This window comes from Paenibacillus sp. FSL L8-0644, from assembly GCF_038008165.1.
In the GTDB taxonomy this organism is placed as follows: Bacteria; Bacillota; Bacilli; order Paenibacillales; family Paenibacillaceae; genus Paenibacillus; species Paenibacillus polymyxa_D.
Map to the genome: position 1 here is coordinate 3,640,644 of NZ_JBBOYN010000001.1, position 24,962 is coordinate 3,665,605.

22 protein-coding genes and 1 pseudogene are annotated in these 24,962 nt (G+C 45.7%); 6 read left to right on the top strand and 17 right to left on the bottom strand.

All coding sequences use genetic code 11. The annotated features are described in order from the left end of the window. Positions 1 to 83 precede the first annotated feature (83 nt). The 6 genes from NSS94_RS16495 to spoVAC all read right to left on the bottom strand — a co-directional run bounded on the left by NSS94_RS16495 (position 84) and on the right by spoVAC (position 6,595). The gene (locus NSS94_RS16495; RefSeq protein WP_029515380.1) at positions 84 to 2,294 is read right to left on the bottom strand and encodes a transglutaminase TgpA family protein; all 2,211 of its coding nucleotides are present in this window, start codon (positions 2,292 to 2,294) and stop codon (positions 84 to 86) included. Then, entirely contained in the window at positions 2,291 to 3,538 is a 1,248-nt protein-coding gene (locus NSS94_RS16500; protein WP_029515381.1) for a DUF58 domain-containing protein, read from the bottom strand. Before NSS94_RS16500 ends, NSS94_RS16495 begins: the two co-directional genes overlap by 4 nt. Positions 3,539 to 3,541: 3 nt before the next feature. Continuing rightward, positions 3,542 to 4,501 carry an AAA family ATPase gene (locus NSS94_RS16505; protein WP_039272322.1) on the bottom strand — a complete coding sequence of 320 codons (960 nt, stop codon included), beginning with the start codon at positions 4,499 to 4,501 and terminating at the stop codon, positions 3,542 to 3,544. A gap of 215 nt (positions 4,502 to 4,716) precedes the next feature. Continuing rightward, on the bottom strand, positions 4,717 to 5,073 hold the full coding sequence (gene spoVAE, locus NSS94_RS16510; RefSeq protein WP_013311204.1) for a stage V sporulation protein AE: 357 nt from the start codon (positions 5,071 to 5,073) through the stop codon (positions 4,717 to 4,719). Then, positions 5,070 to 6,092, bottom strand: coding sequence for a stage V sporulation protein AD (spoVAD, locus tag NSS94_RS16515; protein ID WP_029515383.1), 1,023 nt, complete (start codon positions 6,090 to 6,092; stop codon positions 5,070 to 5,072). Before spoVAD ends, spoVAE begins: the two co-directional genes overlap by 4 nt. Next, positions 6,089 to 6,595, bottom strand: coding sequence for a stage V sporulation protein AC (spoVAC, locus tag NSS94_RS16520; RefSeq protein WP_029515384.1), 507 nt, complete (start codon positions 6,593 to 6,595; stop codon positions 6,089 to 6,091). Before spoVAC ends, spoVAD begins: the two co-directional genes overlap by 4 nt. 185 nt (positions 6,596 to 6,780) lie before the next feature. Here spoVAC and NSS94_RS16525 point away from each other — a divergent pair, with 185 nt between their 5' ends. Then, a complete protein-coding gene (locus tag NSS94_RS16525; protein WP_069010446.1) occupies positions 6,781 to 7,860 on the top strand; it encodes a M42 family metallopeptidase in 1,080 nt (359 codons plus the stop codon). A 98-nt stretch (positions 7,861 to 7,958) separates the two neighbouring features. Here the strand turns inward: NSS94_RS16525 and NSS94_RS16530 are convergent, their stop codons facing one another. Further along, positions 7,959 to 8,675, bottom strand: a complete 717-nt coding sequence (locus tag NSS94_RS16530) for a metal-dependent hydrolase (protein WP_209949476.1) — start codon at positions 8,673 to 8,675, stop codon at positions 7,959 to 7,961. A 478-nt stretch (positions 8,676 to 9,153) separates the two neighbouring features. Between NSS94_RS16530 and NSS94_RS16535 the strand changes: the two genes are divergently transcribed. Continuing rightward, positions 9,154 to 9,867 carry an expansin EXLX1 family cellulose-binding protein gene (locus NSS94_RS16535; RefSeq protein WP_029515387.1) on the top strand — a complete coding sequence of 238 codons (714 nt, stop codon included), beginning with the start codon at positions 9,154 to 9,156 and terminating at the stop codon, positions 9,865 to 9,867. Between the two features lie 262 nt (positions 9,868 to 10,129). Here NSS94_RS16535 and map read toward each other — a convergent pair whose 3' ends face one another. Together map and NSS94_RS16545 are read right to left on the bottom strand one after the other, a co-directional pair. Continuing rightward, a complete protein-coding gene (gene map, locus NSS94_RS16540; RefSeq protein WP_029515388.1) occupies positions 10,130 to 10,876 on the bottom strand; it encodes a type I methionyl aminopeptidase in 747 nt (248 codons plus the stop codon). Between the two features lie 26 nt (positions 10,877 to 10,902). Then, complete coding sequence (locus NSS94_RS16545) at positions 10,903 to 11,622, bottom strand: TetR/AcrR family transcriptional regulator (protein WP_341039670.1); 720 nt, start codon at positions 11,620 to 11,622, stop codon at positions 10,903 to 10,905. Positions 11,623 to 11,888: 266 nt separating this feature from the next. On the opposite strand from NSS94_RS16545, the gene NSS94_RS16550 reads away from it, so the two are divergent. Beyond that, a complete protein-coding gene (locus tag NSS94_RS16550; protein WP_341039671.1) occupies positions 11,889 to 14,150 on the top strand; it encodes an AraC family transcriptional regulator in 2,262 nt (753 codons plus the stop codon). Between the two features lie 76 nt (positions 14,151 to 14,226). On the opposite strand, the gene NSS94_RS16555 is transcribed toward NSS94_RS16550, so the two are convergent. From NSS94_RS16555 to NSS94_RS16575, 5 genes are all read right to left on the bottom strand, one after another. Beyond that, positions 14,227 to 15,768, bottom strand: coding sequence for an extracellular solute-binding protein (locus NSS94_RS16555; RefSeq protein WP_341039672.1), 1,542 nt, complete (start codon positions 15,766 to 15,768; stop codon positions 14,227 to 14,229). Between the two features lie 111 nt (positions 15,769 to 15,879). Then, positions 15,880 to 16,773: a carbohydrate ABC transporter permease gene (locus NSS94_RS16560; RefSeq protein WP_165148921.1), complete on the bottom strand. Its 894-nt coding sequence runs from the start codon at positions 16,771 to 16,773 to the stop codon at positions 15,880 to 15,882. A gap of 18 nt (positions 16,774 to 16,791) precedes the next feature. After that, positions 16,792 to 17,787, bottom strand: a complete 996-nt coding sequence (locus tag NSS94_RS16565; RefSeq protein ID WP_029515393.1) for an ABC transporter permease — start codon at positions 17,785 to 17,787, stop codon at positions 16,792 to 16,794. A 207-nt stretch (positions 17,788 to 17,994) separates the two neighbouring features. Further along, positions 17,995 to 19,185 (bottom strand): copper amine oxidase N-terminal domain-containing protein, encoded by a 1,191-nt coding sequence (locus NSS94_RS16570; protein WP_341039674.1) that lies wholly within the window; start codon positions 19,183 to 19,185, stop codon positions 17,995 to 17,997. 143 nt (positions 19,186 to 19,328) lie between these two features. Beyond that, positions 19,329 to 20,216 (bottom strand): DMT family transporter, encoded by an 888-nt coding sequence (locus tag NSS94_RS16575; protein ID WP_318627836.1) that lies wholly within the window; start codon positions 20,214 to 20,216, stop codon positions 19,329 to 19,331. Positions 20,217 to 20,433: 217 nt separating this feature from the next. On the opposite strand from NSS94_RS16575, the gene NSS94_RS16580 reads away from it, so the two are divergent. Beyond that, on the top strand, positions 20,434 to 21,183 hold the full coding sequence (locus NSS94_RS16580; protein WP_318627835.1) for a YdcF family protein: 750 nt from the start codon (positions 20,434 to 20,436) through the stop codon (positions 21,181 to 21,183). 105 nt (positions 21,184 to 21,288) lie between these two features. On the opposite strand, the gene NSS94_RS16585 is transcribed toward NSS94_RS16580, so the two are convergent. After that, a complete protein-coding gene (locus NSS94_RS16585) occupies positions 21,289 to 21,750 on the bottom strand; it encodes a DUF523 domain-containing protein (RefSeq protein WP_039272334.1) in 462 nt (153 codons plus the stop codon). Between the two features lie 112 nt (positions 21,751 to 21,862). Then, positions 21,863 to 22,033 (bottom strand): annotated as a pseudogene (locus NSS94_RS16590) (sigma factor); the annotation flags it as partial. Positions 22,034 to 22,268: 235 nt separating this feature from the next. Between NSS94_RS16590 and NSS94_RS16595 the strand changes: the two are divergent. Then, positions 22,269 to 22,898, top strand: a complete 630-nt coding sequence (locus tag NSS94_RS16595; protein WP_209949463.1) for a TetR/AcrR family transcriptional regulator — start codon at positions 22,269 to 22,271, stop codon at positions 22,896 to 22,898. Next, positions 22,895 to 23,869: an alpha/beta hydrolase gene (locus tag NSS94_RS16600; protein WP_029515398.1), complete on the top strand. Its 975-nt coding sequence runs from the start codon at positions 22,895 to 22,897 to the stop codon at positions 23,867 to 23,869. Before NSS94_RS16595 ends, NSS94_RS16600 begins: the two co-directional genes overlap by 4 nt. A 158-nt stretch (positions 23,870 to 24,027) precedes the next feature. On the opposite strand, the gene sigK is transcribed toward NSS94_RS16600, so the two are convergent. Further along, positions 24,028 to 24,729: an RNA polymerase sporulation sigma factor SigK gene (sigK, locus tag NSS94_RS16605; RefSeq protein ID WP_013311218.1), complete on the bottom strand. Its 702-nt coding sequence runs from the start codon at positions 24,727 to 24,729 to the stop codon at positions 24,028 to 24,030. Positions 24,730 to 24,962: the final 233 nt, after the last annotated feature.

The window sequence follows — 24,962 nt, forward strand, 5'->3', positions numbered from 1 at the left end:
CAAACTATACCATATTACTATGGCTTAGTAAAAAGCTATCCGCAACAAACGGACAGCTTTTTCACTAAATATATAGCTAAAGATTAAAATAGACGTTTTATCCAGCCTTCTTTGTGTAACAGAGAGGCTTGCTTGCGAACCATATGCCAATCTTCTGCGGTTACGGATGAGGGACTATAACGCGCCTGTTCAAATCGTCCAAGCAGCTGATGTAAAATTGAAGCCTGTTCCGGTACTTCTAGCGACCATCTATCAACTGATTCCCTCAGTGTTTCGTGACTGGCGCGGACAAATCCCCTTCTTCGCATGTACCTTAACCAGTGCTCAGTTTCGACGACCACCTTTTCATCCGGAGTCAACGGCTTACCTCTGCGTAAACGCAGCAGGTAAAAGTGAAGGTCTGCCCGATTACGCCAGACGACATAAGCAGCCCACAACAGCAGAATTGCAGCAGCAGAACCTATAATTACAGGATGAATCTTTGAAGCTTCCTCCGGATTAGTCTGCGGGGTCTGCTCAGGCTGTTCCGGTTCAGACTGATCTTTAACCTCTGGGGCTTCTGGAGTCTTTGAATCCTCCTGTTCCGTAAGCAGCGGCATATCAAAGCCAGGCGTTGCTTCTACAGGAACCCAACCGTATTCACCTAAATATACTTCCGCCCAGGAATGAGCATCCGCATTTGTCACGGAGTAAGAGGACATATTTTCGTCACCTTCACCCGTTGTTGCATCATCTGAAAACGTCTGCTGACCAGGTGCATACCCTTTAACCCAACGGGCCGGAACCCCAACGGAGCGAGCCATCATGACTAATGAGGTGGAATAATAATCGCAATAGCCCTCCCGAATCTCAAACAGAAAGGCATCCACAAAATCTCTGCTTCTTTTCCGTGAGAGATCCGGATTGTTCGTATATGCATAATTTTGCTGCAAATACTGCTGTAGTAATCCGACTTTTTCATATGGCGTTTTCGCCGTTGACGTTACGTTCTGAGCCAAATCACGAACCCGCTGTGGCAACTCATCTGGAATTTGTAGATAGGCTTCCTGTTTGTTTTTTCCGTACAACTCATTAAAAGTTTTTGTGCGTAGCTCTTTCTCAGGGATCACAGGGACATGCGATACCAGAGTATACGTTTTAGGATAAGCAGTTCTTCGGGAGGATGGATTCCAAAGCAGTTCCGCCTGTTCCGGCTTCCAACGTAACCCGTCTGCCCGTGAATCTCTGTCCACCGATTGAACACGCTGCACCGAATAAGCGCCAAATAGAACAGGATAGCTTTGGTCGTTTTGCATCGTAATGGTCTGAACGACCTGCTCAGTCGAATGCCGCGTTTCTTGTGTGTTTTCAAGCTCTGCGGTCATTGGAACATCATTTAACGTTTGATCATCGTTGCCCTTGTCACTCCAGCCTGTACCGGAATAGGTTCGTTTCGTTTCCCCCCGCCAATAGCTTCGTTGAGTGGTCGTGATGGTCATGACAGGAGAATAGTCAAAATTAAAACCTCCCCCCAACCGATTATCCTGGCGACTATAACCCGATGCAGTGTTCATCCGCTGATCCAGTGCCCCAGATCCATTGTTGATCCCGGCGGTAGTTGAGCTATTTCTCTGGGTCCACGCTGTATAGGGATCCGTCAAAGCGGGCTGTACCTCGGGCATATTGACACCAGCCATAATAATGAGCGCAAAAATGACCGCAATATTGGCTGCTATTTTATATGGATAGCGCCGAATATGCTTCCATCCTTGAGGATAATGCTGCCGAAAATACTGCAGATGCTGTGTCACCAGCCAACCCATACCAGCAAAGACGATCCAAGCAACCTCCTCCCACAGCACAGTTGGCGTGAAGGAATCAAGTACTGCCAGCGCGGCAATGTTAATACCCACAAAAACAAGAATCCGCTGCTTCGTTGTAACGATGAGCGGCACCATTTCAATAACTAGCCAAGCAATGAGGGAAAACCAAATATAAGGTGACATATTGGAAATAAACTGGTCCAGGCGATTGGCTACCCCTCCGAAGGGGATAATGATTGAATAAGACACCAATGTCCGATACAAAATAAAAAACAGCGCCGCCGCCTTAACAATAAATTCAATCCAGGGACGAACTGGTAGTACAATCTTCACCAGAGCCAGCATTGTAATGGTCATTAGTACGAGTGCTCTTGTCTCTTCCAACCATAATTCGGAAGCAAAAGAAACCCATTGCATGGCAATAATAATAATCCATAAAAATGTAAAAGCGGGGACCCAGGAACCCTTTAACGATTGTAACCAGCTCTTCATAGTGTCCCTCCCCCCATTACAGCCGGGAGCTCTTCAAGGCTCTCAACATCGTAGCCCTTAATTCCCCTTGCACGAAGCATGCTCATCCATTCTTCAACTTCTCCCTCAGCAGAACCTTCTCCGATATAAACGTGGCACGGAGTCATCCCCCGGGTATCGGCCCAGCGAAGAAGCTCCATCGCCTGATAATCCTTCAGCGGACTAATCAGTATAAAATAACAGCCTTGCGGAAACTGGCGCACACTGCTTTCTACAGCGGATTTCAAACTACCTTGTGAAGTGGTGTGTATGTCTACCAAGTGATGCATCATTCGTTGTCGTTCCATTGTCTGCTCACTTGGTTGAAAGACGGTGCCTTTCTCTCCAGCTGTGCACAATCCAACCCCCATTCGCTCCCGTCCACCATATTCCAGCAATGAAGCGGTAGAGGATACAGCTAGCTCAAACTGTTCGGCGTTCACATAATGCTTCATGTGTACGTCCAGCACAAGCATCGTTTTAGGAACGGTCTCATGCTCAAATTCCTTGGATTTCCAGCTACCTGTACGCGCCGTCGCATTCCAGTGGATGCGCGAAAACCGATCTCCATATACATAATCCCGTACACCGTTAATTTGTGTCGTTTCACGCCGCGTACGAGTTTGAACGGTCTGCGGTCCAGACATCCTTGAGCGACGGTCATTCATCTGCCAATACGGAATGAATACCGTTCGGGGCAGAACCCGAAATTCACCGCGTGCGTTCAAGCTGCCTTTGTGCTCCAACAGACCGAAGATGTCCTCACTCACACATTCCGTTTCCTCAAAGTGATAGCTTCCTCGCTCTAAAGCGGGAGTCTGAAATGTAAGCTTACCGCCCCCTTTTAGATTGGGAATGACACTATCCTCAAACGACCAGGACTCACCTGTATGTCGCTTAAGGACCTCACGGACAATGACATAGGGTAACGGAAGAAATCCAGGAATGCTGAGGCTCAGCTTTACATGCACCTGATCTCCTGCATGCAGCAGTTCTCCAAAATCCGAGCCTTGCGAAAGCTGCCGGGAGCCTTGCACACGGCGAACTCCGCTCAGACCAACGATCCATAAATAAACGATTAACAGCGTAACCATAGACAACAGCATGACCGACGTCTTGCCGCCCTGAAACAACAAATATAGCAGGCACACCACCCATATGACCATCAGAAGCCAGATGCGGCCTGACAGCCGGGGAAGCCTGCGCTTCCTTTTGACCATATTCATTACCTAAGGACGCTCCATTCGTACGGGTACATGTACCTGCCGAAGGACAGCCTCCAGCACGGACTGGGCATTGGAACTATCCAGGCGCGCCTCGGGACGCAGCAACAAACGATGCGTTAGCACATAAGGTGCCAGCGCCTTCACATCATCAGGCAGCACATAGTCACGGTTGTCCAGAAAAGCGTATGCCTTCGCAGCCATTACAAAAGCAAGCGCCGCCCGAGGGCTAGCTCCCAGCAGCACAGATGGATGTTCTCTTGTCGCACGTACGATATCAAGTAAATAGGACGTCACTGCTTTGTCCATATAAATCCCTCTAATTTCCTGCTGGATGTCAGCAATCTGCTCCATATGAGCTACAGCCTCCAGACGATCTGCTGGCTGGCCTGCCTGATGATGGAGCAGCATGTTTCGCTCCGTCTCCATATCAGGATAACCCAAGCTGATTTTGAGCATAAAACGATCTAACTGTGCTTCCGGCAGCATATAAGTGCCTTCAAAATCAATCGGGTTTTGTGTCGCACACAACATAAAAGGATGAGGCAACATATGAGTGTCCCCATCCACCGTCACACTGCGTTCCTCCATAACCTCCAGCAGAGCTGACTGGGTTTTCGTCGTCGCTCGGTTAATTTCATCCGCCAGCAAAATATTAGTCATCACAGGACCCGGACGGAAATAAAAACGCTCGTCCCGTGGATGAAATATGGATACCCCTGTAATATCACTCGGGAGAATATCAGGATTACATTGAACACGGCGGTAATCACCGCGCATGGATTTGGCAAGAGCCTTGATCATTTGCGTTTTTCCCGTACCCGGAACATCCTCGATCAGAATGTGTCCACCCGCCAGCATAGCCGTAAGCAGTAATTTTATTTCAAAGGATTTACCTAATATACATGATTCCAGATTAGAACGGATTGCAGATACAATCTGCACAGATTCTTGACGTACGGGCATAGCTCTGTAAACCTCCTAGATAGCAACCTGTTTCCTATTATTGTACATGAAGGTAGGCACAGAGTACACTTAACCCCCTGCCCATATTATTCAAACTCCATCCTTCTTTCGATCTCTCATGTGCAGAACAATTAAAAACCCTTCGGTCATTAGATCCGAAGGGCACATGTATACAATTATTTATCTTACGATGTCAAATCTAAAGTACGCTGCTTTTATATGCTTCCTTTTGGACGAACAAACAAGCATGCCAGAAAAGAGAAAATAATCGCAGAGGAAATCCCTGCACTTGTCAGACTAAAAATCCCTGTAATGACACCCAACCATCCGTCCTTCTCCAATTCGGTTAATGCGCCGTGTACAAGTGAGTTACCAAAACTGGTAATTGGAATGGTCGCACCCGCCCCTGCAAATTTAATAAGCGGATCGTATATCCCAACAGCATCAGCAATTGCACCTGCAACTACCAACGTACTCATCGTATGTGCCGGCGTCATTTTGAACACATCCATCATCAATTGGCCCACGACACAAATGGCACCACCCACTAAAAAAGCCCATAGAAATATCATACTGTTCCTCCCGCCTCAAAAGCTACAGCATGTGCAACACAAGGAATGCTCTCACCCTGCTGTGTAGTCAAAGGAGATAATAACGCTCCAGTCGCCACCACCAGTACCTTTTGTAGCTCTCCTTTTTCGATCCGCTTCAACAAATGCCCGTAGGTTACAACAGCCGAGCAGCCACAACCACTGCCTCCTGAAATGACTTTCTTTTGCTTATTAATGTCGTAAATCAGTAAACCGCAATCATTAAATTCCGTCTGATTCATATCAAACCCATCTTTTTTGAGCAACTCCTTGGCAATCGGCAGCCCCACAGAGGCTAAATCGCCCGTTACAATGAGGTCATAGTAACTAGGGTCACGGCCAGTATCTCGAAAATGAGACAACAGCGTATCCGCAGCCGCGGGAGCCATGGCTCCACCCATATTAAAGGGGTCTTTAATGCCCATGTCCATTACACGTCCAATGGTAGCACAATCCACCACCGTCCCTGACTTGGCATGGCCCACTATTGCGGCGCCGGAACCGGTAACAGTATACTGAGCCGTAGGAGGCTTCTGCGATCCGTATTCATTAGGATAGCGGAATTGTTTTTCCACAGTACAATTATGGCTAGTCGTACCCGCCATCACGTAGTCACCGGCCTCTGAGTCCACAATAAGTGCGGCTAAGGCTAAGCTTTCCATGGATGTTGAGCATGCTCCAAAAACACCCAAATAGGGAATGGCCAGCTTGCTAGCCGAGAAGGAGCTACTGACAATCTGATTCATCAGATCACCACTAATAAAAAACTGCACTTCTTCTTTGTTCAAATTGGCATTAATTAGCGCCAGCTCTGTAGAGTGCTCAATCAATCTACGTTCCGCTTTTTCCCACGTTTTCTCGTTGATTTCTATATTGTCATAAATATAATCAAAATCTGTGGACAACGGCCCCTCTCCTTCATCCGGGCCCACAACAGTGGCACTTCCAATGATGCGTGGTCTCGATTCAAACTTCCAGGTTTGTCCTCCCTGTCTTCTCATAAGTGATTGCCTCCTACACCAAGGATGGCATATATAACGCCTATGATAAATGCAGCCACCACCCCGAATACGACAACCGAGCCTGCCAGTTTGAACATATTCGCGCCCACTCCGAGCACCAGCCCCTCAGAACGATATTCCAATGCAGCCGAACACATGGAGTTAGCAAAGCCTGTAATTGGCACAGCGGTTCCCGCTCCCGCCCATTGGGCAACCTTATCGTAAACCCCGATACAGGTTAATATGACCGCCAGCAAGATCATCATAGATGAGGTCGGCGGGGCGGCCTCCTTGGCTGATATGTGCATCCCTGCCATAAAAGCCTCCTGAATCGCCTGTCCAATCACACAGATCCCGCCTCCAACCAGAAAAGCGCGCACACAATTGGCAAATACTTTTCTCGAGGGCTCATGCTTTTGTGAAATATTCTGATAGTCCTTCTCATTTATGGACAGCGGCGACGTATTGGTACGAAAACCGCGCTGCCCGGATTTAGCTGGCATCATTCACCACCCCTTATCTGTAAGTTTTCGCGCTTGGCGGTTCGAATTGCTTGGGTCTTTTTCATTATGAGCTTTTTGGAGAAATGTTATGTCAGGAAAATGATATCGTGGACATTCCGTACAAATCCATTCATACTAAATACATGACGACCACTGGTTAATTAATAAGGAGTGAGGTATACATCATGGAATCAAAAACATTGGAATTGTTTAAAACCTTAACGGAGTTTCCTTCCATTCCTGGGCATGAGCGAGAGTTACGGGCATGGGTTAAGGAACGGATATCCGGCTATACCGATGAAATCGTGCAAGATCGATTGGGCAGTCTTTTTGGGGTGCTACGCGGTCAAGAGAGTGGACCACGTGTAATGGTGGCAGGCCATCTGGATGAAGTCGGTTTTATCGTGAATGGTATTACGGAAAATGGAATGATTCGTTTTCAGCCGGTTGGAGGCTGGTGGAGTCAAGCCATCATGTCACAACGTCTTCAAGTATTGACTCCAAAAGGCCCAGTTATCGGTGTAGTTGGCTCTATCTCGCCTCATTTGCTGGATGAATCGCAACGCAGTAAACCTATGGACATCAAGCATATGTATCTGGATATTGGCGTAGACAGCAGACAGGAAGCTCAGGATCTGGGGATCGTACCAGGAACAGCCATAGCGCCAATCTGTGATTTCACACCACTGGCAAATCCTAAAAAAATCATGGCTAAAGCGTGGGATAACCGCTACGGTGTAGGCTTGGCTATTGAACTGCTTGAAGCGTTACATAAAGAAAAAGACAAGCTTCCCAATACATTGTATGCGGGGGCCACTGTTCAGGAGGAAGTAGGACTGCGCGGTGCACGCACAGCGGCCAATCTGATTCAGCCCGATATTTTCTTTGCACTGGATTGCAGTGCAGCCAATGATATGGGCGGTGACCCGAATGCTTACGGACACCTCGGTAAAGGCGCACTGCTGCGGGTATTTGATCCGGGTATGATTACACACCGCGGGATTGTGGAATACGTGCAAGACATGGCGGAAACTCACAAAATCAAGTATCAATATTTCATCTCCACAGGGGGAACCGATGCAGGCCAAGTGCACTTGAGCGGAATTGGCGTGCCATCCACCGTCATAGGCATCTGTGGACGATACATCCATACTTCCTCGTCTATTATTCACACTGATGATTATGATGCAGCCAAAGAGCTGATCATCAAGCTGGTTCAAAACCTGGATCGTACAACGCTGAATACCATTATTGAACGAGCTTAAGGTGTAATAGAGAATCGCTATCTATAAAAAACAGTCAAGACACGTACAACGTGCATTGACTGTTTTTTTAATTTAATAGAAACAAAAGATAGAACATTTCAAATCAAATGCTTATAACGAAGCAAAGCAATCACTACAAGTACAGCAGTTAGAGCAATGCAGACGTTTTCTACCTTAGCTCCCTTCCGGGTTCCGGTACTCATCAATTTAAATCGCAGCTTCCATTTGAACGGCGGCAAAGGTTTAATTCCATTATTCGTCAAGGAATCTGCCAGTAAATGCAGCAAGTACGCCATACCTCCAGCCAGCCATATGCTGTCACCGTGCAAACGTGTTGTACCATAAAGCAGCGCAGTCCATGCGACTGTCCCGTATACCGTATGAGTTAACCCCCGGTGTGGGACTAGCGTACAAATGATCAGCAGACACCCAGCGATATAATTCCACGGTGCATATGATTCTCCATACCAGGCGAGGCCGATACCAATTAGAAAGATAATAACCTTGCGCATGGATCGTGAAGGCATAAAAGAAGCACTAATCATCAGCAAAGCCAGAACAAGATTCCATGGCGGCGGAGCCAAACGGGTGAAAAATACCCAACCAGCAGCCCCAATCATTAGAAGCTGTACGAATCTAAGCATTTTGGTTGGCAGCGCACGGCTCACGAGCATGGAGTTAGGCTCGTCAATATCCGGCAACAGTGAACCGACCACAGCAGCTGCCACGGCAGCCGGGGTCACTTCGTATCCACTTAGAGCTAATACCGACAGGGAGACCCCGGTTCCAATAATCAAATGGGCTCTTCCCATCATGGTGCAAAACATCCTTTCGTTGCAGCATACAACAGAGTTCAACATCACTCCATTTGAATCAGCATGATTCGATTGTATACGACAAACAAAAGGAGAACAATAGTTCGCTTATTCTATTTAAAAGACTTCATTCAAAAGTCCTAGTTTAATCGCTCTAAAGTATTTTACTGGCGGTGCATAGAAGACATTCGTCCTTATTATTAACCCCCTCCTCTGTCCTTACTCTCCAGTCAGCCCTGTCCTGTGTTATAAGGATACATCTTCCTGAACTTATCGGCTGCCCTGCAAACTTTCTGCGAAAAAGAGCACTGTTCAACCATATTCAAAAAAACAAGACATATGGCCTATGAGTAAGTTGACAAACATCTTCAATATTTTCTTTTTGCCTTAAAGTCCTATTGTACAATTTGAAATATTAGGTAATATAGTGTTTATATTTACTATATGAATCTATTAAATGAATAAGGAGGAAATGATTATGCAAAAAAAATCGACGTTCCGAAAGTTCAAAACCCTCGGTCTGACATCGTTGTTAAGTCTTGTATTATTCGCCCTTCCCGCTTCAGCTGCTTGGAATGATACATACACAGGCTACGCCACATATACGGGATCAGGTTACTCTGGAGGGGCATTACTACTTGATCCCATCCCTTCGGATGCCAAAATCACAGCGCTTAACCGCACACAACTGAATTATAACGGAATCAAAGCTGCATTAGCCGGAGCCTATTTGGAAGTTCAAGGTCCCAAAGGGAAAACAACCGTATATGTAACTGATCTTTACCCCGAAGGTCCAAGTGGCGCACTCGATCTGTCCCCGAACGCGTTCAACCTGATTGGCAATCAATTAGACGGAAAAATTAATATTTCGTGGAAAGTTGTCAAAGCTCCTGTTAGCGGCAATGTCTCCTACCGTATTAAAGAAGGCAGCAGCCAATGGTGGGCAGCCATTCAAGTACGCAATCATAAATATCCGGTCTTGAAGATGGAAGTCCAACAAAACGGACAATGGCTCAATCTCGAAAAACAGGATTACAACCACTTTTTGGGTACCAACTTAGGAAAACAGCCTCTGAAAATAAGGATTACGGACATTCGTGGTGCCGTGCTCAACGATACCATCCCAGCTCTAGCGGAAAGTGGCACAGGCCAAGCCTATATCGTTAAAGGTAACGTTCAATTTCCAGACTGATGAAGTACTGCCTCTCTTTGCTTACGTTATTTCAGGATCGATCCCCTAGGCTAATGGGAGTGTTTTACTTCTAGGCCATTTTCCCCGGGGAAACGGTTTTCCGTAAATCGGTAAAAGTTTCAAACCAGGCAAAAAAAGCGCTGATCCAGGTAGGCCCAGCGCTTTTTCGTGGTTTCGGATTACGAACTTTCGTCAGGCCAAACAGGCCGGGTTGGCGACTTATTTCCTGAAATGACGCATTCCCGTCCGTTCGCCTTTATTCTTACTGGGCCGTTAAAATCAGCGGTCCGTCCGGCGTGACTGCGATCGTATGCTCATATTGCGCTGACAACTTGCCGTCGGCCGTCCTCGCCGTCCACTGATCGTCGTCGATCGTGATACGAAACGTACCTTCGTTGACCATCGGTTCAATCGTAAACACCATGCCTTCCTTTAACCGAATGCCTTTGCCGGCTACGCCGATATGCTCGTAGCTCGGCTCCTCATGCAGGCTCCGTCCGATCCCGTGGGCCAGCAGATCGCGTACGAGCGAAAACCCGTTCGCTTCCGCATGCTGTTGAATCGCCGACGTTATGTCGCCGAGCCGGCCCCCAGGGAGGGCCCGGGCGATCCCCAGATCCAAGCATTCCTTTGTCACCTTCATTAATTTTTGCGCCTCCGGCCGGATATTGCCCACCGCATAGCACCAGCACGAATCGCCGAACCATCCGCCGTATTCCACGACGATGTCGAGCTTCAGCAAGTCGCCGTCCATAAGCATCTGGTTCGAAGGAATGCCGTGAGCCACCACATCATTGACCGAAATGCAGGTTTCGGCGGGGAAACCGTTGTACCCTTTCGTAAACTGCTTGCCGCCCAGCTTGGTGATGTGTCTGGCAACAAAGTCATTGATTTCCCGGGTGGTGATCCCAGGCTCGATCAGTTTGGCCACCTCGCGGTAGCAGTCCGCAACGATTTGGCTCGCCGGCTTCATCTCTTCGATTTCCCTAGGTGATTTTAAAATAATCATCTTTGTTTGTTCGCTCCTTATCCATTCTATAATTTTAAAAGTCGGACGATATCCCTGGCCTCCTCGTGCAGCTTTCCGCGGCGAAGCGAAAGCGCGGCGCAACCGACCAAAGCGGCCAGCAGCATTTCCGCGCGCTGTAGCCGATACGACGGCTCCGTCGCGTTTTCGCCGGAAGCGGTAGACCCGCCCGCCACACACCCGGTTTCCAGCAGCGCGGCAAACGGCGCGAGCACCTCCCGGCGAAAGGCGGCCGAGAGCGGGACCGAGCGCGCTTCAGGCAGCGAGGCAAAGCCCTCACCGGCCAGCTTATGCAGCAGGTACAGGGCGTGGTCCTCCGCCCAAAGCTGCAGCAGCCGGACGCTGGCAGCGGCAACGGGGCCAAGCTCTGCGACAGCCAAGTTCCCAGTGTCCGCCGCATCAGCCAAGCCAAAATGCCCGCCCGCCGGCTCCTCCCCCGAAGCCGAAACGTGCGGGACCTCCGGCGGAACCTTCAGCGGAGCCTCTAACGAGGCCTCCAGCAATCCCCCGGCCCGCTCCAACGCATCCCATAGCAGATCGTAGAGCAAATTGCCCTTATTGCTGTAATAATGGTATACCGTGCCATAGCCGAGTCCCGCCTGCGCGGCCACATCGCGGATTTCCAGTAAAGGCCCTTTATTCAAAAACACATCGGCAGCAGCTTTCCGGATTTGCTCCAGACGCCGCAGTCGAATCTCTTCGTTTTGTTCCTTCGTACGTGGACTCATCTCGTCCGTTCACCTCTTTTATTTTTGACCTACTCTTATGTCAATATAAAACATTGGCATGCAAATAACAAGAGATTAGCTGGCGGATTTCCGGCTCAACCTAGAAATCGGTACTTGACCAACGGGTTAGCTGCTTAACGAAAAATCATTATTTTTCACAAAGAATCGGTTTGTTCACTGTTCTGTTCACAAGATCACACGTATAATGAATACATAAATAGGGTGTACTTTACAGCTACGTGCACACAGACAGGAGGCCTGTTCAAATGAGCAATTTCAAAAAGCATCATAAGCTTCACAGCAAATTGCTGGTCAGCATTACGTTATGTATTACGCTAACGTTGCTGGTATCCACCACTGTGTATTATTTTTACTATATTCGTGTGGAAAAGGAGCAGGCATTCGAGGCCAATCACAACAGCTTGACGTTGAGAAGCAGAGAGGTTATTAACATGACATCTATCGCTCAATCGTTGGCATTCCAAATGTATCGCAGCAGTACCCTATCCAAGTTGTTGTATTATCCCAAACCTAATGTATATGATGTAACCGCTACCATGACCGAATTGAACAATTATCTTAACTCCATGCCGTATATCGAATCCATCTACGTGTTTAACCCTAAAAGCGGCACTTTCTACATTGCGTCTTCACAAGGTCAAAACGGGTTATTCAGCAAACATGAACTGGCTGATACAGATATCATTCGCGTACTGGATCATTATCAGGACTATAAACCCTTTACGCCTATTCCACGCACGTATCCGCTGCTGACTGCCTCAGACTCCAGAGCTGGAGTAGAGCAAGCAAGCCCAGATATCGCAGCCTATACGTATTTATGTTATGACGCAATTAACTCGAACGAAGCGATAAATTCGGCTGTGATGGTGAATGTGTCGGCGGCCTGGATGAACAAGGAAATGGCGGCGAATCCAATCTCAGGCGGGACCGCTTATATTTTAGACGATCAGGGCAGGCTGTTGTCTGGTACAACATTGACAGACGAAACTTTGAACGAAAAAGAGCAGCTATGGTTGCATACGAGAGTCAAAAAACAAGAAACAGGCTATTTTGTAGAAGACTTTCATGGTAAAAGATCACTCATTTCCTACACCTCCCCGGACGGACTAGGTTGGCAGTATATTAGTGTCACACCATATGAAAGCGTTATCAAAATGGCAAGTGTTATTCGTAATGCGATGTTACTGATAGCCGCCATCATTGCATTGGCAGGATTCGTGGCTTCGTGGCTGCTGTCCAAAATGCTGTATACGCCTATTGGCCAAATCGTTGTGCATATGAATTCACTGGAATCGGAGAAACGAAACAGTATGTACACGATCCGGCAAAACATTTTAAGAAATGTGATTCGGGGAATTCAAAATATCCCTGCCAGTGAAGAACCGGAACGATTGCGCGAGCTTGGGATTACGTTCCAGTTCGACAAAGACTACCGCCTTGTGCTGCTACGCATAGATGAATATACCCGATGGCAAAGCGAACGTGGACCTGATCTGCTACCCTATAAGTTTGCAATTATGAACATTGCTTCTGAAATATGCGGACAGACGTACCGGGTGGAGACTGTTGATATGGATGAGGACAGTGTACTGCTGATGCTTAACATTCTCGATCCCGCAGAACATACAGACACTGTACTACTAGAAACTTTATTACGCCAAATACGCGAAGCTTGCTTTGAATATTTGAAGCTGAGCGTTTCACTGACTTACAGTGCCATCACGAGTCAACCAGAACGGCTACATTTGCTGTACCGCCAGGTACAAAACGCATCTATGCACCGATTTTTTCAGGGACATGGCTGCATTATTAATGCGCAAAACACTACAGATGAAGATATCCAAAATACTTACGTATATCCAGCCGATAAAGAGAAAAAAATGCTGGATATGCTACTGTCTGGTCATACGGAGGATGCACACAGTATGATCAAAGAATTATTGATGCATATGGAAAAATATCCGTTTTCCTCTGTTCGAGAGGCGATATCCCGGCTCATCATGAGTGTGAATAATGCTGTTCGGCATATCAGTGAGCTCAATGGATTTGCTATAGAATCTAAACCTGAATTACCATCCGCAGATCGGTTAGAGACCTCTGAAAACCTTATTGATCATTATCAATTGGTCTTTGATCATATTCGCTCCAGTCTATCGGAAAAACGAAACACGAAACAGGAACGTTTGGTGCGACAAATTAATGAACGAATGGAGCAGGCCTATACGGATCCCAATTTTTGTCTCAATCAGATTGCGGAAGAGCTGGATATGTCGCCGATCTATGTCAGCAGGCTATATAAGCAACAGACCATGTCTACTATCGTGGACGTTATCCAACAACTCCGTATTCGCAAGGCCTGTGAGTTACTGGAACAGACCGACTGGTCCGTGGCTGACGTAGCAGAACAAACCGGATTTGCAAGCAGCTCTTATTTCCATCGCATGTTCAAACGTAGCTTGGGCGTAACACCGACAGATTTTCGCCGTTCTAGAGCAAATGCGCAATAAGTAAACTGACATAAAAAAAGCAAGCCTCCAACTTTCTGGAGACTTGCTTTTCTTCTTTATCACAATTCTTTAGGTTTTATTTAATCCCCTTCTCCTTTACATAAGCTTCCCATTGTTTTGTATATTCGGTTTGAATTTTCTCCAAACCAGCTTGGTTTGCCTTTTGCAAGAAGGTCTGCAAGCCTTGATCTACATTGTCGATCAGTCCAGCTTGGAGTGGATACAGATATTGCTTCTCAACCTGTTCTAGAGCTGCTTTTTCTGCTTGGTAGGTTGTGTAGTCCTCTGCAAAGCCGGTAAACAGGTCAGGCTTCTGAATTTTATCCAGCTCAGCAAAAATCTTTTTCACACGGTCAAAGCCTGAATCAAACAGCATATATTCCGGGTTACGCCAAGCCCAACTGTTCATACCTTCGCGTGAAAATCCATTAGAACTGCCGCTACCTATCATATGGTAGTAACCATCTTTGACTTCGTAGTTTTTGCCTTCAATACCATATTGCGTGAGCAAGTTATAGCGTTTGTCCGTCACAAGCTTTTCATAAAAAGCTAATGCGCGCGCCGGATTTGGGCTGCTTTTTGGAATTGCAAAGCCGTTATGAATCGGATGCACTGGAGTTGCATAACCTGTCGTCAAAGGGAATGGGTAATACTCGAGCTTCCAGTCCGGGTGAGATGCTTTGAGCTTAATGACCATATCATTAAACCGGGTTGGATTGTCACCGAAAATACTCGCTGCTTTACCAGAAGTCACTTGATCCTGAAGCGTATCTTTTACGTTTAATACATTTTTGGGAATGAATCCTTTATCGGCCCAGCGTTTGTAAGTATTCAGCTCTTCTTTTTGCTCATCCGAGCCCCAAAATTTATAAACCTCTGTTGGTTTTTCATATTTAATACCAATGCCAAAAGGCAAGGCACCTATACTCTTCGTTACTAATTCGGTATATCGGTCATGTAGATTTCCCTTGATATCGCTGTTCAGAGATACGGTTTTCATATTTGGTTCATGCTGACGTATCCCATCCATATAAGCCTCGTAACTTTTGATATCTGTCGGTTTAGGCAAATTGTACTTCTCTCGTAAATCCTCACGCCATACAAAGCCGTTAGTGACATACTCTTTATACGTGCCAGGCACGGTATAAATTTTGCCTCCGATTTTAACTCCATCCCACATGTCCTGAGGCACAAATTTTTGCAGGGCAGGTGCGGCCTTAGGCAGCAGATCGTCTAGCGGCAGGAATGCGCCCTTCTTGGCATAGGCCTGATACTGCGTCCAATCTGCAGTGAATATCAGGTCGATAGGCTGACCCGAAGACAATAACAGCTTATATTTTTGATCCCAGTCTGTCCACGTCGTATAGTTAAATTTGACGGTGGCATTCAGATCTTTTTCCGCCAACTTATTAATCTCTGCCTCAATGGTAGACAGATCCTTAGGAGCATCACCCAGCATATAAAATTGCAGCTGCACTTTTTGGGATTTATCATCCTCTCCATTTGCTTTTTGTGCGCTGTTTCCGCTACCGCCTCCACATCCGGCTAATAGCGCCATGATGACCATTACTGCAATCAGGATGGACATGCGTTGTTTTCTTTTCTTTGTGAATGTCATGTGAATCCTCCCTTTGAAATGGTAGTCTGTTTAAATAAAACGCTTATAAAAAGTGCTGCTTTGATGGCATACCGTCAGCACGTTATGCCATCTAAGCCCGTTAGTGTCGCTTCAGCCTTTTACCGCGCCAATGGTCAGCCCCTTGACAAAGTAACGCTGAATGAACGGGTACAGCAGCAAAATGGGTCCAGTAACCACGATCGCCATTGCCATTTTCGTCGATTCTGTCGGCATATCACTTGAAAGGGATACGCCAGTACCTGCACCCATTTGAGCGATAAATTGCATGGAGTTAATTACATTATACAGATAATATTGCAACTGGTATTTATGCGGATCGTTAATAAAGAGTGAGGATGAGAACCAGTCATTCCAGTAAGCCAAGGCCAGAAACAGCCCCACAGTGGCAATACCCGGTGTGGATAAAGGCAGTACAATTCGATAGTAAATTTTAAAATCACCTGCACCATCTATTTTAGCGGACTCGAACAGCTCTTCCGGCATGGAAGAACGAATGAAGTTTTTCATTAAAATGATCAGAAACGGAGTCATCAATCCCGGAAAAATAAGCACTGTATACGTATCAAGCAATCCTAAATACTTCGTCAGCATAATGTACCAAGGTACCAACCCGCCCCCGAACAGCGTCGTAAAGTAAATATAGAAGGAAAACGCATTGCGGTATTTAAAATCTTTGCGTGCCAGCACATATCCTGCCATCGTCATCAGGAACAGGCCCAACGTCGTACCTACAACCGTGGTAAAAATCGTCACCCCGTACGCCCTTAACACCTCTTCAGGAAAGGTGAACACCGTCCGGTAACCTTCCAGTGAGAATTGCTGTGGTATAAAGTGATATCCATCCCTGATAATCGATTCATTACTGGTCAGTGAAGCCGAAATAATAAGTAGGAACGGGAGTAAACAAGCAATGGAAGCCATAATGATAATCACATAAGAGATAATTTTAAAAATTCGAGTGTATACATCCTCTTTGATCGTCATCCGTTTGGGTCCTCCTTTCTAGAATAAGGCATATTCGTCGTTCAACTTGCGGATGATGTAGTTCACGGTCATGATCAGTACAAAGCCGAACAAGGATTGGTACACGCCTGCCGCTGAAGCCATACCCACATCAAAAGTCACTTTCAGCGAACGGTACACATAAGTGTCCAAAATATCCGTCGTATTGTACAGCACCCCATTGTTGCCGATTAATTGATAGAAAAGATCAAATTGTCCTTTCATAATACTACCAAGCGCAAACAACAGCAGCACAACGAATGTCGATTTAAGCATCGGAACGGTAATGTACCAGATTCGCTGAAAAATGTTGGCTCCATCCATTTTAGCTGCCTCATAATATTCGTCACTGATACCTGTAATCGCTGCTAGATAGATCACCATACTGTAGCCAAGATTTTTCCATAAATAGAACAGGATAATCAGGAAAATCCATACCCATGGTTTGTTGTATACATCCACGCGTTCACCACCAAGTTGCAGCAGCAGCGTATTCAGAAAACCATTATCATAATTAAATATGTTATACACGATGACACTTAGAATAACGAAAGAAACAAAATAAGGCAGGAACATCACAGATTGAGCGATCTTTTTAAAGTAGCGGCCTCGCAGCTCATTTAGTAAAATAGCGAGAACAATTGCTAACACGTTACCAAGTAAAATAAACGCTGCGTTGTATCCGACCGTATTCAATGTTAGTTTTGTCAACGTGCCGGACTGCCATAAGAAGCGAAAATTTTGGAGTCCGACGAACTTGGCATCAAACAGGCTGGTATTAAAGTCGAACTGGGTAAATGCATAATAAATACCCACCATAGGAATGTAAGAATTAATGAAGAAAAAAATTAAAGTGGGCAACAGCATCAGAAATAATACTCGATTGCGGAACAGTTCATAGAAAAAACCGTGTTTTCTACCCGTTCCCAGCCTCTTACCGTTCAGGCGGGAATCCGCTGTAAGCATTGCAGAATTTTTGGGCATAGGCTGATTCAATGTGAGTCACTCCCCCTCTGTATACGTTGCCGACAGCAAGGTTTGTAGCACTGCCGCCGTATAGCTATATTTTATGTAAGCGCATTCAAAATAAAAAGTGAAGCCTCTCATGCTTCATGAACAAAGGAGTGACCTGAGGAGTGAACAATTCGGATATTTGTGAAGTTTTATGTAATATGAGGCGTCTGATCGACGCCTTAAACCCATTCACAAAGCATATTTGAACGTTTGAGGCCGTCCTTTACTATCATGTAGCTCGAAGCGCAGTTCACCGTCATTTTTGTTCTGACCGATAAACTTAATACCATCTTCCCTGAATCCGTTCAGTTGCTCAGGAGCTAATTGAAGCAACTCATACACCAACAATGACTGGTGGGTTTTAAGATTAATTAATATTAAAAAGCCCTCATCATTCGATCTGGCAAGAATAAACCCCTCGCCCATGCCTTCCACCGCAAAGCTGTCCTTCAAACGACCGGAAAGCTTCCCCATATTCCATATTTCTTTTACAGAACCATTAGCGTCAATCAGACGAACGGTCTGTCCATCGTTCATGACTGCTTTACCATTATAAAGCTTGATATTGTTGGCATTAAAATTCCAATAATGAGCCTTTGCCTGACGAAGTACCTCTCCTTTCTGGACGAACAGCGTATAAAAATCGTCATTAATCATGGGCTCGCCATACGCTTGCCATACCGTAACCAAATCTGCATCCTCCGTAACCTTGGTTGAAATGATTTTCGTCATGCCAAAATAATCTTCTTTCAATTTAATATTTGTTGGACTGAGCGCACGGATACGGCCGCCATCCTCTTTACGGTACAATACTCCGCTGCTTGCATCCAGCAAATAGCCCTTGCTTTCCTCCGATTCCCCAACCAACTGAGGATAGCTTATGCTAGCCATTCGTTCGTTTTTCTTCCATTCGAGCTTGCCTCCGACCACATCACTGATAAATGCCAGAGGAACATAAAGCGTTCCACGAATGCTACTGGCTGAAACGTCGTAAGTAACCTTCCTGTTATGTACAAAACCTATATTGGAGTTAGCCTTTATTCGACCGGAACCCAGACTGGCTATACCATTGGTAAGTGTAAGCGTCTGTGTTTTGGGGTCATAATCCGTGGCTATTCCTGGCAGAGCAGCATCTGTAATAGGAATCATGACCTGTCCCTTGTTTATGAATGACTCTCCTTTGGGAAACGACATCATATTTCCGTTAAAATAAACACGGACACTTGCAGTTCTCTGACCTTGCTTTATAGATGCAGAAGTTCCCGCTGCCTGAGCAAACTCTCCATCGTTCAGTCCGATTGCCACACTTGCCAATAAAACAAATGCAACTATTATCCGCTTGGCAGACTTATACCGTTTGACATTTTGAAGCTGGATCATGCTTGAACCCCTCCTTATAGATCAAATTCGTTTCAGCCGAACCCGTTTCATTCTTCCTAAAAATTCGCCGGACAGGTGTTAAAATCCTCTAAAAAAGGACCCTGCTACCTGCGCAGAGTCCTTGCTTGTACCATATCCTATTTTCAAGCTTGCCGTACTACTCTCACTCTGCGATTCACCAAATAAATGCTAAGCCCGATTAAGATCAACCCGATCAGCAGGAAAGCCGTAATCGCTTCGCCCAGCACCAACGAGCTGACAAACACCGAGATCACAGGCACCAAAAACGTATAAGACGCAATCTTGCTCGCATCCCCTGAATTAACAAGTGTGAAATACAGCAACCAGGAAAGTGAAATTCCCAGCACCGTGCCGAATATCAGCCCTGACACATACGGGACATTCCATACGATATCCGACCAGCTTTCCGTCACCGTTCCAGCTCCCGTCAGCACGATGCCTCCCAGTGTACATTGAAATGCAACCAGCCACAGCGAATCCACACGCTGGTTTACCTTTTTCACATATACCGTTCCCAATGCCCAGCTCACGGCTGTAATAATGGCGAGGATTACACCTGCCACAGCCACATGTCCTGAAAATCCGCCGACACTGACAGCCGCAACGCCCAAAAATCCGATGACCAATCCAAGCACTTTAAGTCTGGACATCGCTTCCCCTAGCCACATCCATGCAAAAATGCCGACCAGTACAGGCTGGAGATATACCAGCACAGAAAACAAGCCAGAGGGGACGTACATCAGCCCCACCGTTTGCAGACCATAAAACAATACCACGTTAAAAATACCTGAAATAGCATACACCCGCCAATTTTCTTTCCAACGAATGCGATTCCATCTCGGTACTAAAATCACTCCCAATAGCAGACCGCCCAGCAGTGTACGTAGTCCTGCAAACAATAGTGGAGGTGTGAATTCCAATGCAACTTTATAAATGGGCCAAGAAATGCCCCACAACACAACCAGTAGCGCGATCATCATCATCCGCTTGGCTGTCGTTAACTCTCCCATGACGCTATCGCTCCTCTATGAAAAAAATCACTAGACTTTATATACTACGCCTACAGAACAACTTTATCAAACAAAAAATATGTATTGGAAAGCTCCAACTTTCATGCCCGTTTTTTCATCGAGGTATGTCTTCGGACAGAGGAATCCAGTCAGTTGCCTATGTTACAATATACCAAAAAGACAGATAAAGCTTATAAGGATAGGAGGTTGTCTGCACTTGATTTATATCATCAAATTTTTGTACAGCTTTGTGCTCCCTCCCGGTTTGTTCATCCTCGTGATGGCAGGGCTCGTGATTTGGCTATGGAAAAGGGCGCGTATACCTGCGGTCGTACTGCTTCTTGTCACATTGCTGCTGTATGTTTCCTCGACCAATCTGGCTGGAGATTTGTTAATCAGTAGCCTGGAAAAACAGTACCCACAACCCCGTACTGTTCAAGGCGATGTCATTGTTGTGCTTGGGGGCGGAGCCACACAGGGAACCCCCGACATCAATGGACAAGGCAATCTGCTAGGATCTGCGGCTAATCGACTGCTCACTGCGGCCAGATTGCATGAAGCAACAGGCTTACCCATTCTTTTCTCCGGCGGGCAAGTGTTTGGAGACAGTGGTAATGAGGCGAATATTGCACAAAGACAGTTACTGGGACTCGGTATTCCGGCAAAGGACATTCTGATCGAAAACCGTTCTTTGAACACACAGCAAAATGCCGTATATACATCGCAAATTTTAAAAAAACATCAACTCACTAGAGCTGTTCTGGTGACCTCCGCTTTCCATATGCCCCGTGCTGCACTGGAATTTCAGCGTGCAGACATGCAGGTCGTAGCTTATCCTACCGACTATCTGGCAAGTGAAAAGCTGTCACTGTATGCTGGCAAACTCTCGCCGTCTGCTGGAGCCATGTCTACAACCGGAACAGCCCTCAAGGAATACTTGGGGATTCTTGCATTAAAGCTTAAATAATGTGATGTCTATATCATATAGCGGCATACAGCACAAACAAGCGTCTTACGCTCTGCAGGTATAAGCCTGTAAGCTAGCAAGGCGCTTGATTTACCATTACATATTCTAATCCAAGAAAATATCCGAAATTTGTTCTTCCGATATGACCTTAAAGCCTTCCTTTTTTAACAAAGCCGAGGTTACCCCATTACCAGCTATTTTACGATTTTCGAATGACCCATTATATATTGCTGCTGATCCGCAGGACGGGCTGTTTTCTTTTAAAACAACATGCGTTGCGTTAACCTCTCTGGCTATATTCAAGGCTTCGTACGCACCCCTAATGTACATATCGCTGACATCGTTGCCTGAAAACTCGACCACCTTGGCTGTGCCGTTCAGCACATCCTCGCCTGTCCCTCCAACAATCTCAGCAGGCTCTCTCGGAGTCACAAAGCCCCCCAAAAGCTCAGGACAGATTGTCACAGCTTTCTTTTCCTCTACCAACTTCTGTATATATACATCCAGGCTATCCGTCCCGTTATATCGTACCTTCATGCCCGCCAAACACGAACTTACCAGAATCATTAGTTCCACCTCATATCCATTACATTCACTATTAAGTAGTTAAAGTATAAACAAATTTTCTCGTAGAGTCATCGTGCGAAAATTTTGACTCGCCTCTACGTCTGCGTTCCGTAAGAGTGATACGTCTTTGCATGTTTTTCAGAGATCGCAAATGCATCAGGATTTCATTTTCTATACAACGGGCTGCAAATGTTGCCAGCTTGGTGCCTTTCCCAGTCTGAAAGCTTTCAATGTCCTTCATCAGGCCGATGGTACCGAAGGGTATGAGATCCTCCAAATATTCATTGTTTTATTCATTTAAGGAAGGTGGAGCGTGTACTCATCCAAAATAACCTGATAAAACAAGCCGGAGGCGCATGTTGGGCAGCCTTCGGCTTATTTTTATATGTTGAGGTTCATCCTGCTCGTAAGTAAGATAAATTTCACTCTTGCTATAAGTCATAATTTAAGATATATTATTAATTAAATAATCATTCATTTAATTAATTGAAGTTTAGTTTAAAGAGAGGAGAATACATTTGGCAAGACCCATCAATGAAGAAAAAAGACTGGAGCGGCGTAAACGTATTCTAGAAGAAGCTGTTGTCCTGTTCGCAGAAAGTGGATATTCTAATACCACAACGGCGATCATTGCGCAGAGTGTGGGAGTGACTCCTGGAACCATTTTTCAATATTTCCCCAGCAAAGAAGCTTTATACTACGCTGCTGTCCTTGAGCCGCTTGCTGATATTCAGGCGAAATCACTTGCTTGTCTACAACAAGAGGGGACGCCGGGCGTATTGATTAAAAGCATGGTGGCAGAACAATTCAACCATATCTACTCCTATATAAATGAATTGCGACTTGTTCAATCTGTCTTAGGACAACGAGTAAAATTCCCCGAACTTACACAGAAGGTCCTTGAAAGTATAAAGGTAATGACAGATGCGATCGAATGCGTCTATGCCAAGGGACAGTTAATGGGAGAATTCAACAAAAGCTTTTCTCCAGCAATGATCTCTCGTGCCTATATCTCTTTCTTAAATGGAGTGGGCTTAACTCTTGGAGAAAGTATTATTCATCATCCCGAGTGGGAAAATCTGAAGGGGCATGCCTTTTATTTGTTCGCACCCATACAACCTAAAGAAAAACTGGAGGAGTCTGAATGAGTCAAGCATCATTACAACCCGATCTGACATTTAACGTTCGTGTGAAAAAACGAAAGAAAATTTTATGGAGCCTAGGGATCGTGCTTTTGCTTGTGACGGCTCTTGTATTTTTTATATCTTATAAAGTAGTAGACACCTTGTTGCACCATCCTAGAGACACTAATGTCAGCTACGGATTAAATATCGATAAAACTCCCTATGAAGAGGTCGAGTTCAAGAGTGAAAAAAATGATAATACGATTAGAGGTTCCTTCTTTCCTGCAAGTGGTCTTTCTGGTAAATCAAGTAGTAAAACGATTATTGTCGTCCATGGATATACGAGCAATCGTTTAGTCAAAGGGCGGACCCAAAAGTTAGTAGAGCACTTCGTTCCGAAAGGCTACAATGTATTGGCATTTGACCTCAGTTCACAAGGTAAGTCCGATGGTGATTTGATTACGCTGGGCCTCAATGAAAAATATGATTTGCTAGGAGCTGTAAGCTATTTAAAATCGAGAGACCATACGGGTGATAACATTGGAGTTATCGGTTTTTCAATGGGTGCTGCTACTTCTTTGCTAGCCGCAAGTGAAAGTGATGACATCAAAGCCGTAATTGCGGATAGTCCTTTTCGTAATGCTGGTCTATTTCTGAGAGAGGGTTTGCCCTTCTTTTCAGGTTTACCTGCGTTTCCATTCAGTTATACATCGACATGGATGGCAAATTGGGCCTTTAAGGTTGATCTTGATTCCATATCTCCTATGGATGCGGTAAAAAAGATGCAAGACAAGCCAGTTATGCTCATTCATGGTACTGGAGATCAGCAAATTAGTTATAAAAATACAGAAATTATTTACGAGTCCTTAAAAGATAACCCAAAAGCAGAAGTATGGTACCCGCAAAATACGGAGCACATCGATGCCATCAACCATTACCCCACTGAATATTTCAAAAGAGTAGATCACTTTTTGGATGAATATGTAGGGAAATAAATTCAATCCAAGAGAGCCAACTAGCTGAACGAGTAACCACACTTATAGGAAAATTCCCTAGCGCTTTTCAGCGTAAAGAAGCAAGTAATTGAATTATGAAAAAGACCTAAAAAGGCCCTGTAAAGGGCCTCAAGTGGGTTCATATATCTCCTTATCCATTACCCCTTCTGCTTGTAAAATTCATGGTACAGCTTCATTAATGCACGCTTTTCAATGCGGGACACATACGAACGCGAAATCCCCAGCTCTCTGGCGATTTCCCGCTGTGTACGTTCTTCACCTCCGGCTTCTAGGCCGAATCGACCAATAACTACTTCTTTTTCACGCTCATCTAAAATATCCAGGTTGCGATAGATTTTACTCTTCTCGATTTTGAGCTGTACTTTATCTACAATATCGTCCGCCTCGGTGCCGAGGATATCAATCAAAGTAATCTCGTTGCCTTCCTTATCAGTCCCTATAGGATCGTGAAGTGATACGTCTTTGCGTGTTTTTTTCAGGGATCGTAAATGCATCAGGATTTCATTTTCTATACAACGGGCTGCAAATGTTGCCAGCTTGGTGCCTTTCCCGGTCTGAAAGCTTTCGATGGCCTTGATCAGTCCGATGGTGCCGATGGATATAAGGTCCTCCAAATCTTCACCGGTGTTATCGAATTTTTTCACAATATGGGCCACCAGCCGTAGGTTATGTTCAATGAGTGTGTTACGAGAGTGTGCGTTGCCTTCGGCAAAAAGCTTTAGGTGTCGAGCTTCCTCTTTCTCAGTCAATGGCTGCGGAAAGGCGTTGTTTTTCACGTAGGAAACGAGTAGCGTCAATTCCTTGATGAACAGAGCGATAGCGCTAAATAGTCCGGGCACGGATGACACCTCCTGAGGTAGTTGCGAACTTACCGGCCTTTGTTACTTACCGGGCTTGCGGTCTGTTTATTGTATGTAGGCAAGTGCCCATCCGTGCCTGTACTCCGAAAACTGCTCCGTAACAATTTGCCGGAATATCTTGCTGGAGCAACCTCCAATACTTAATTCGAAACATAGAGATCTCTTCGACACAAATCAACGCACTCCATATAGCCAGAGGAAAACCCGGAATA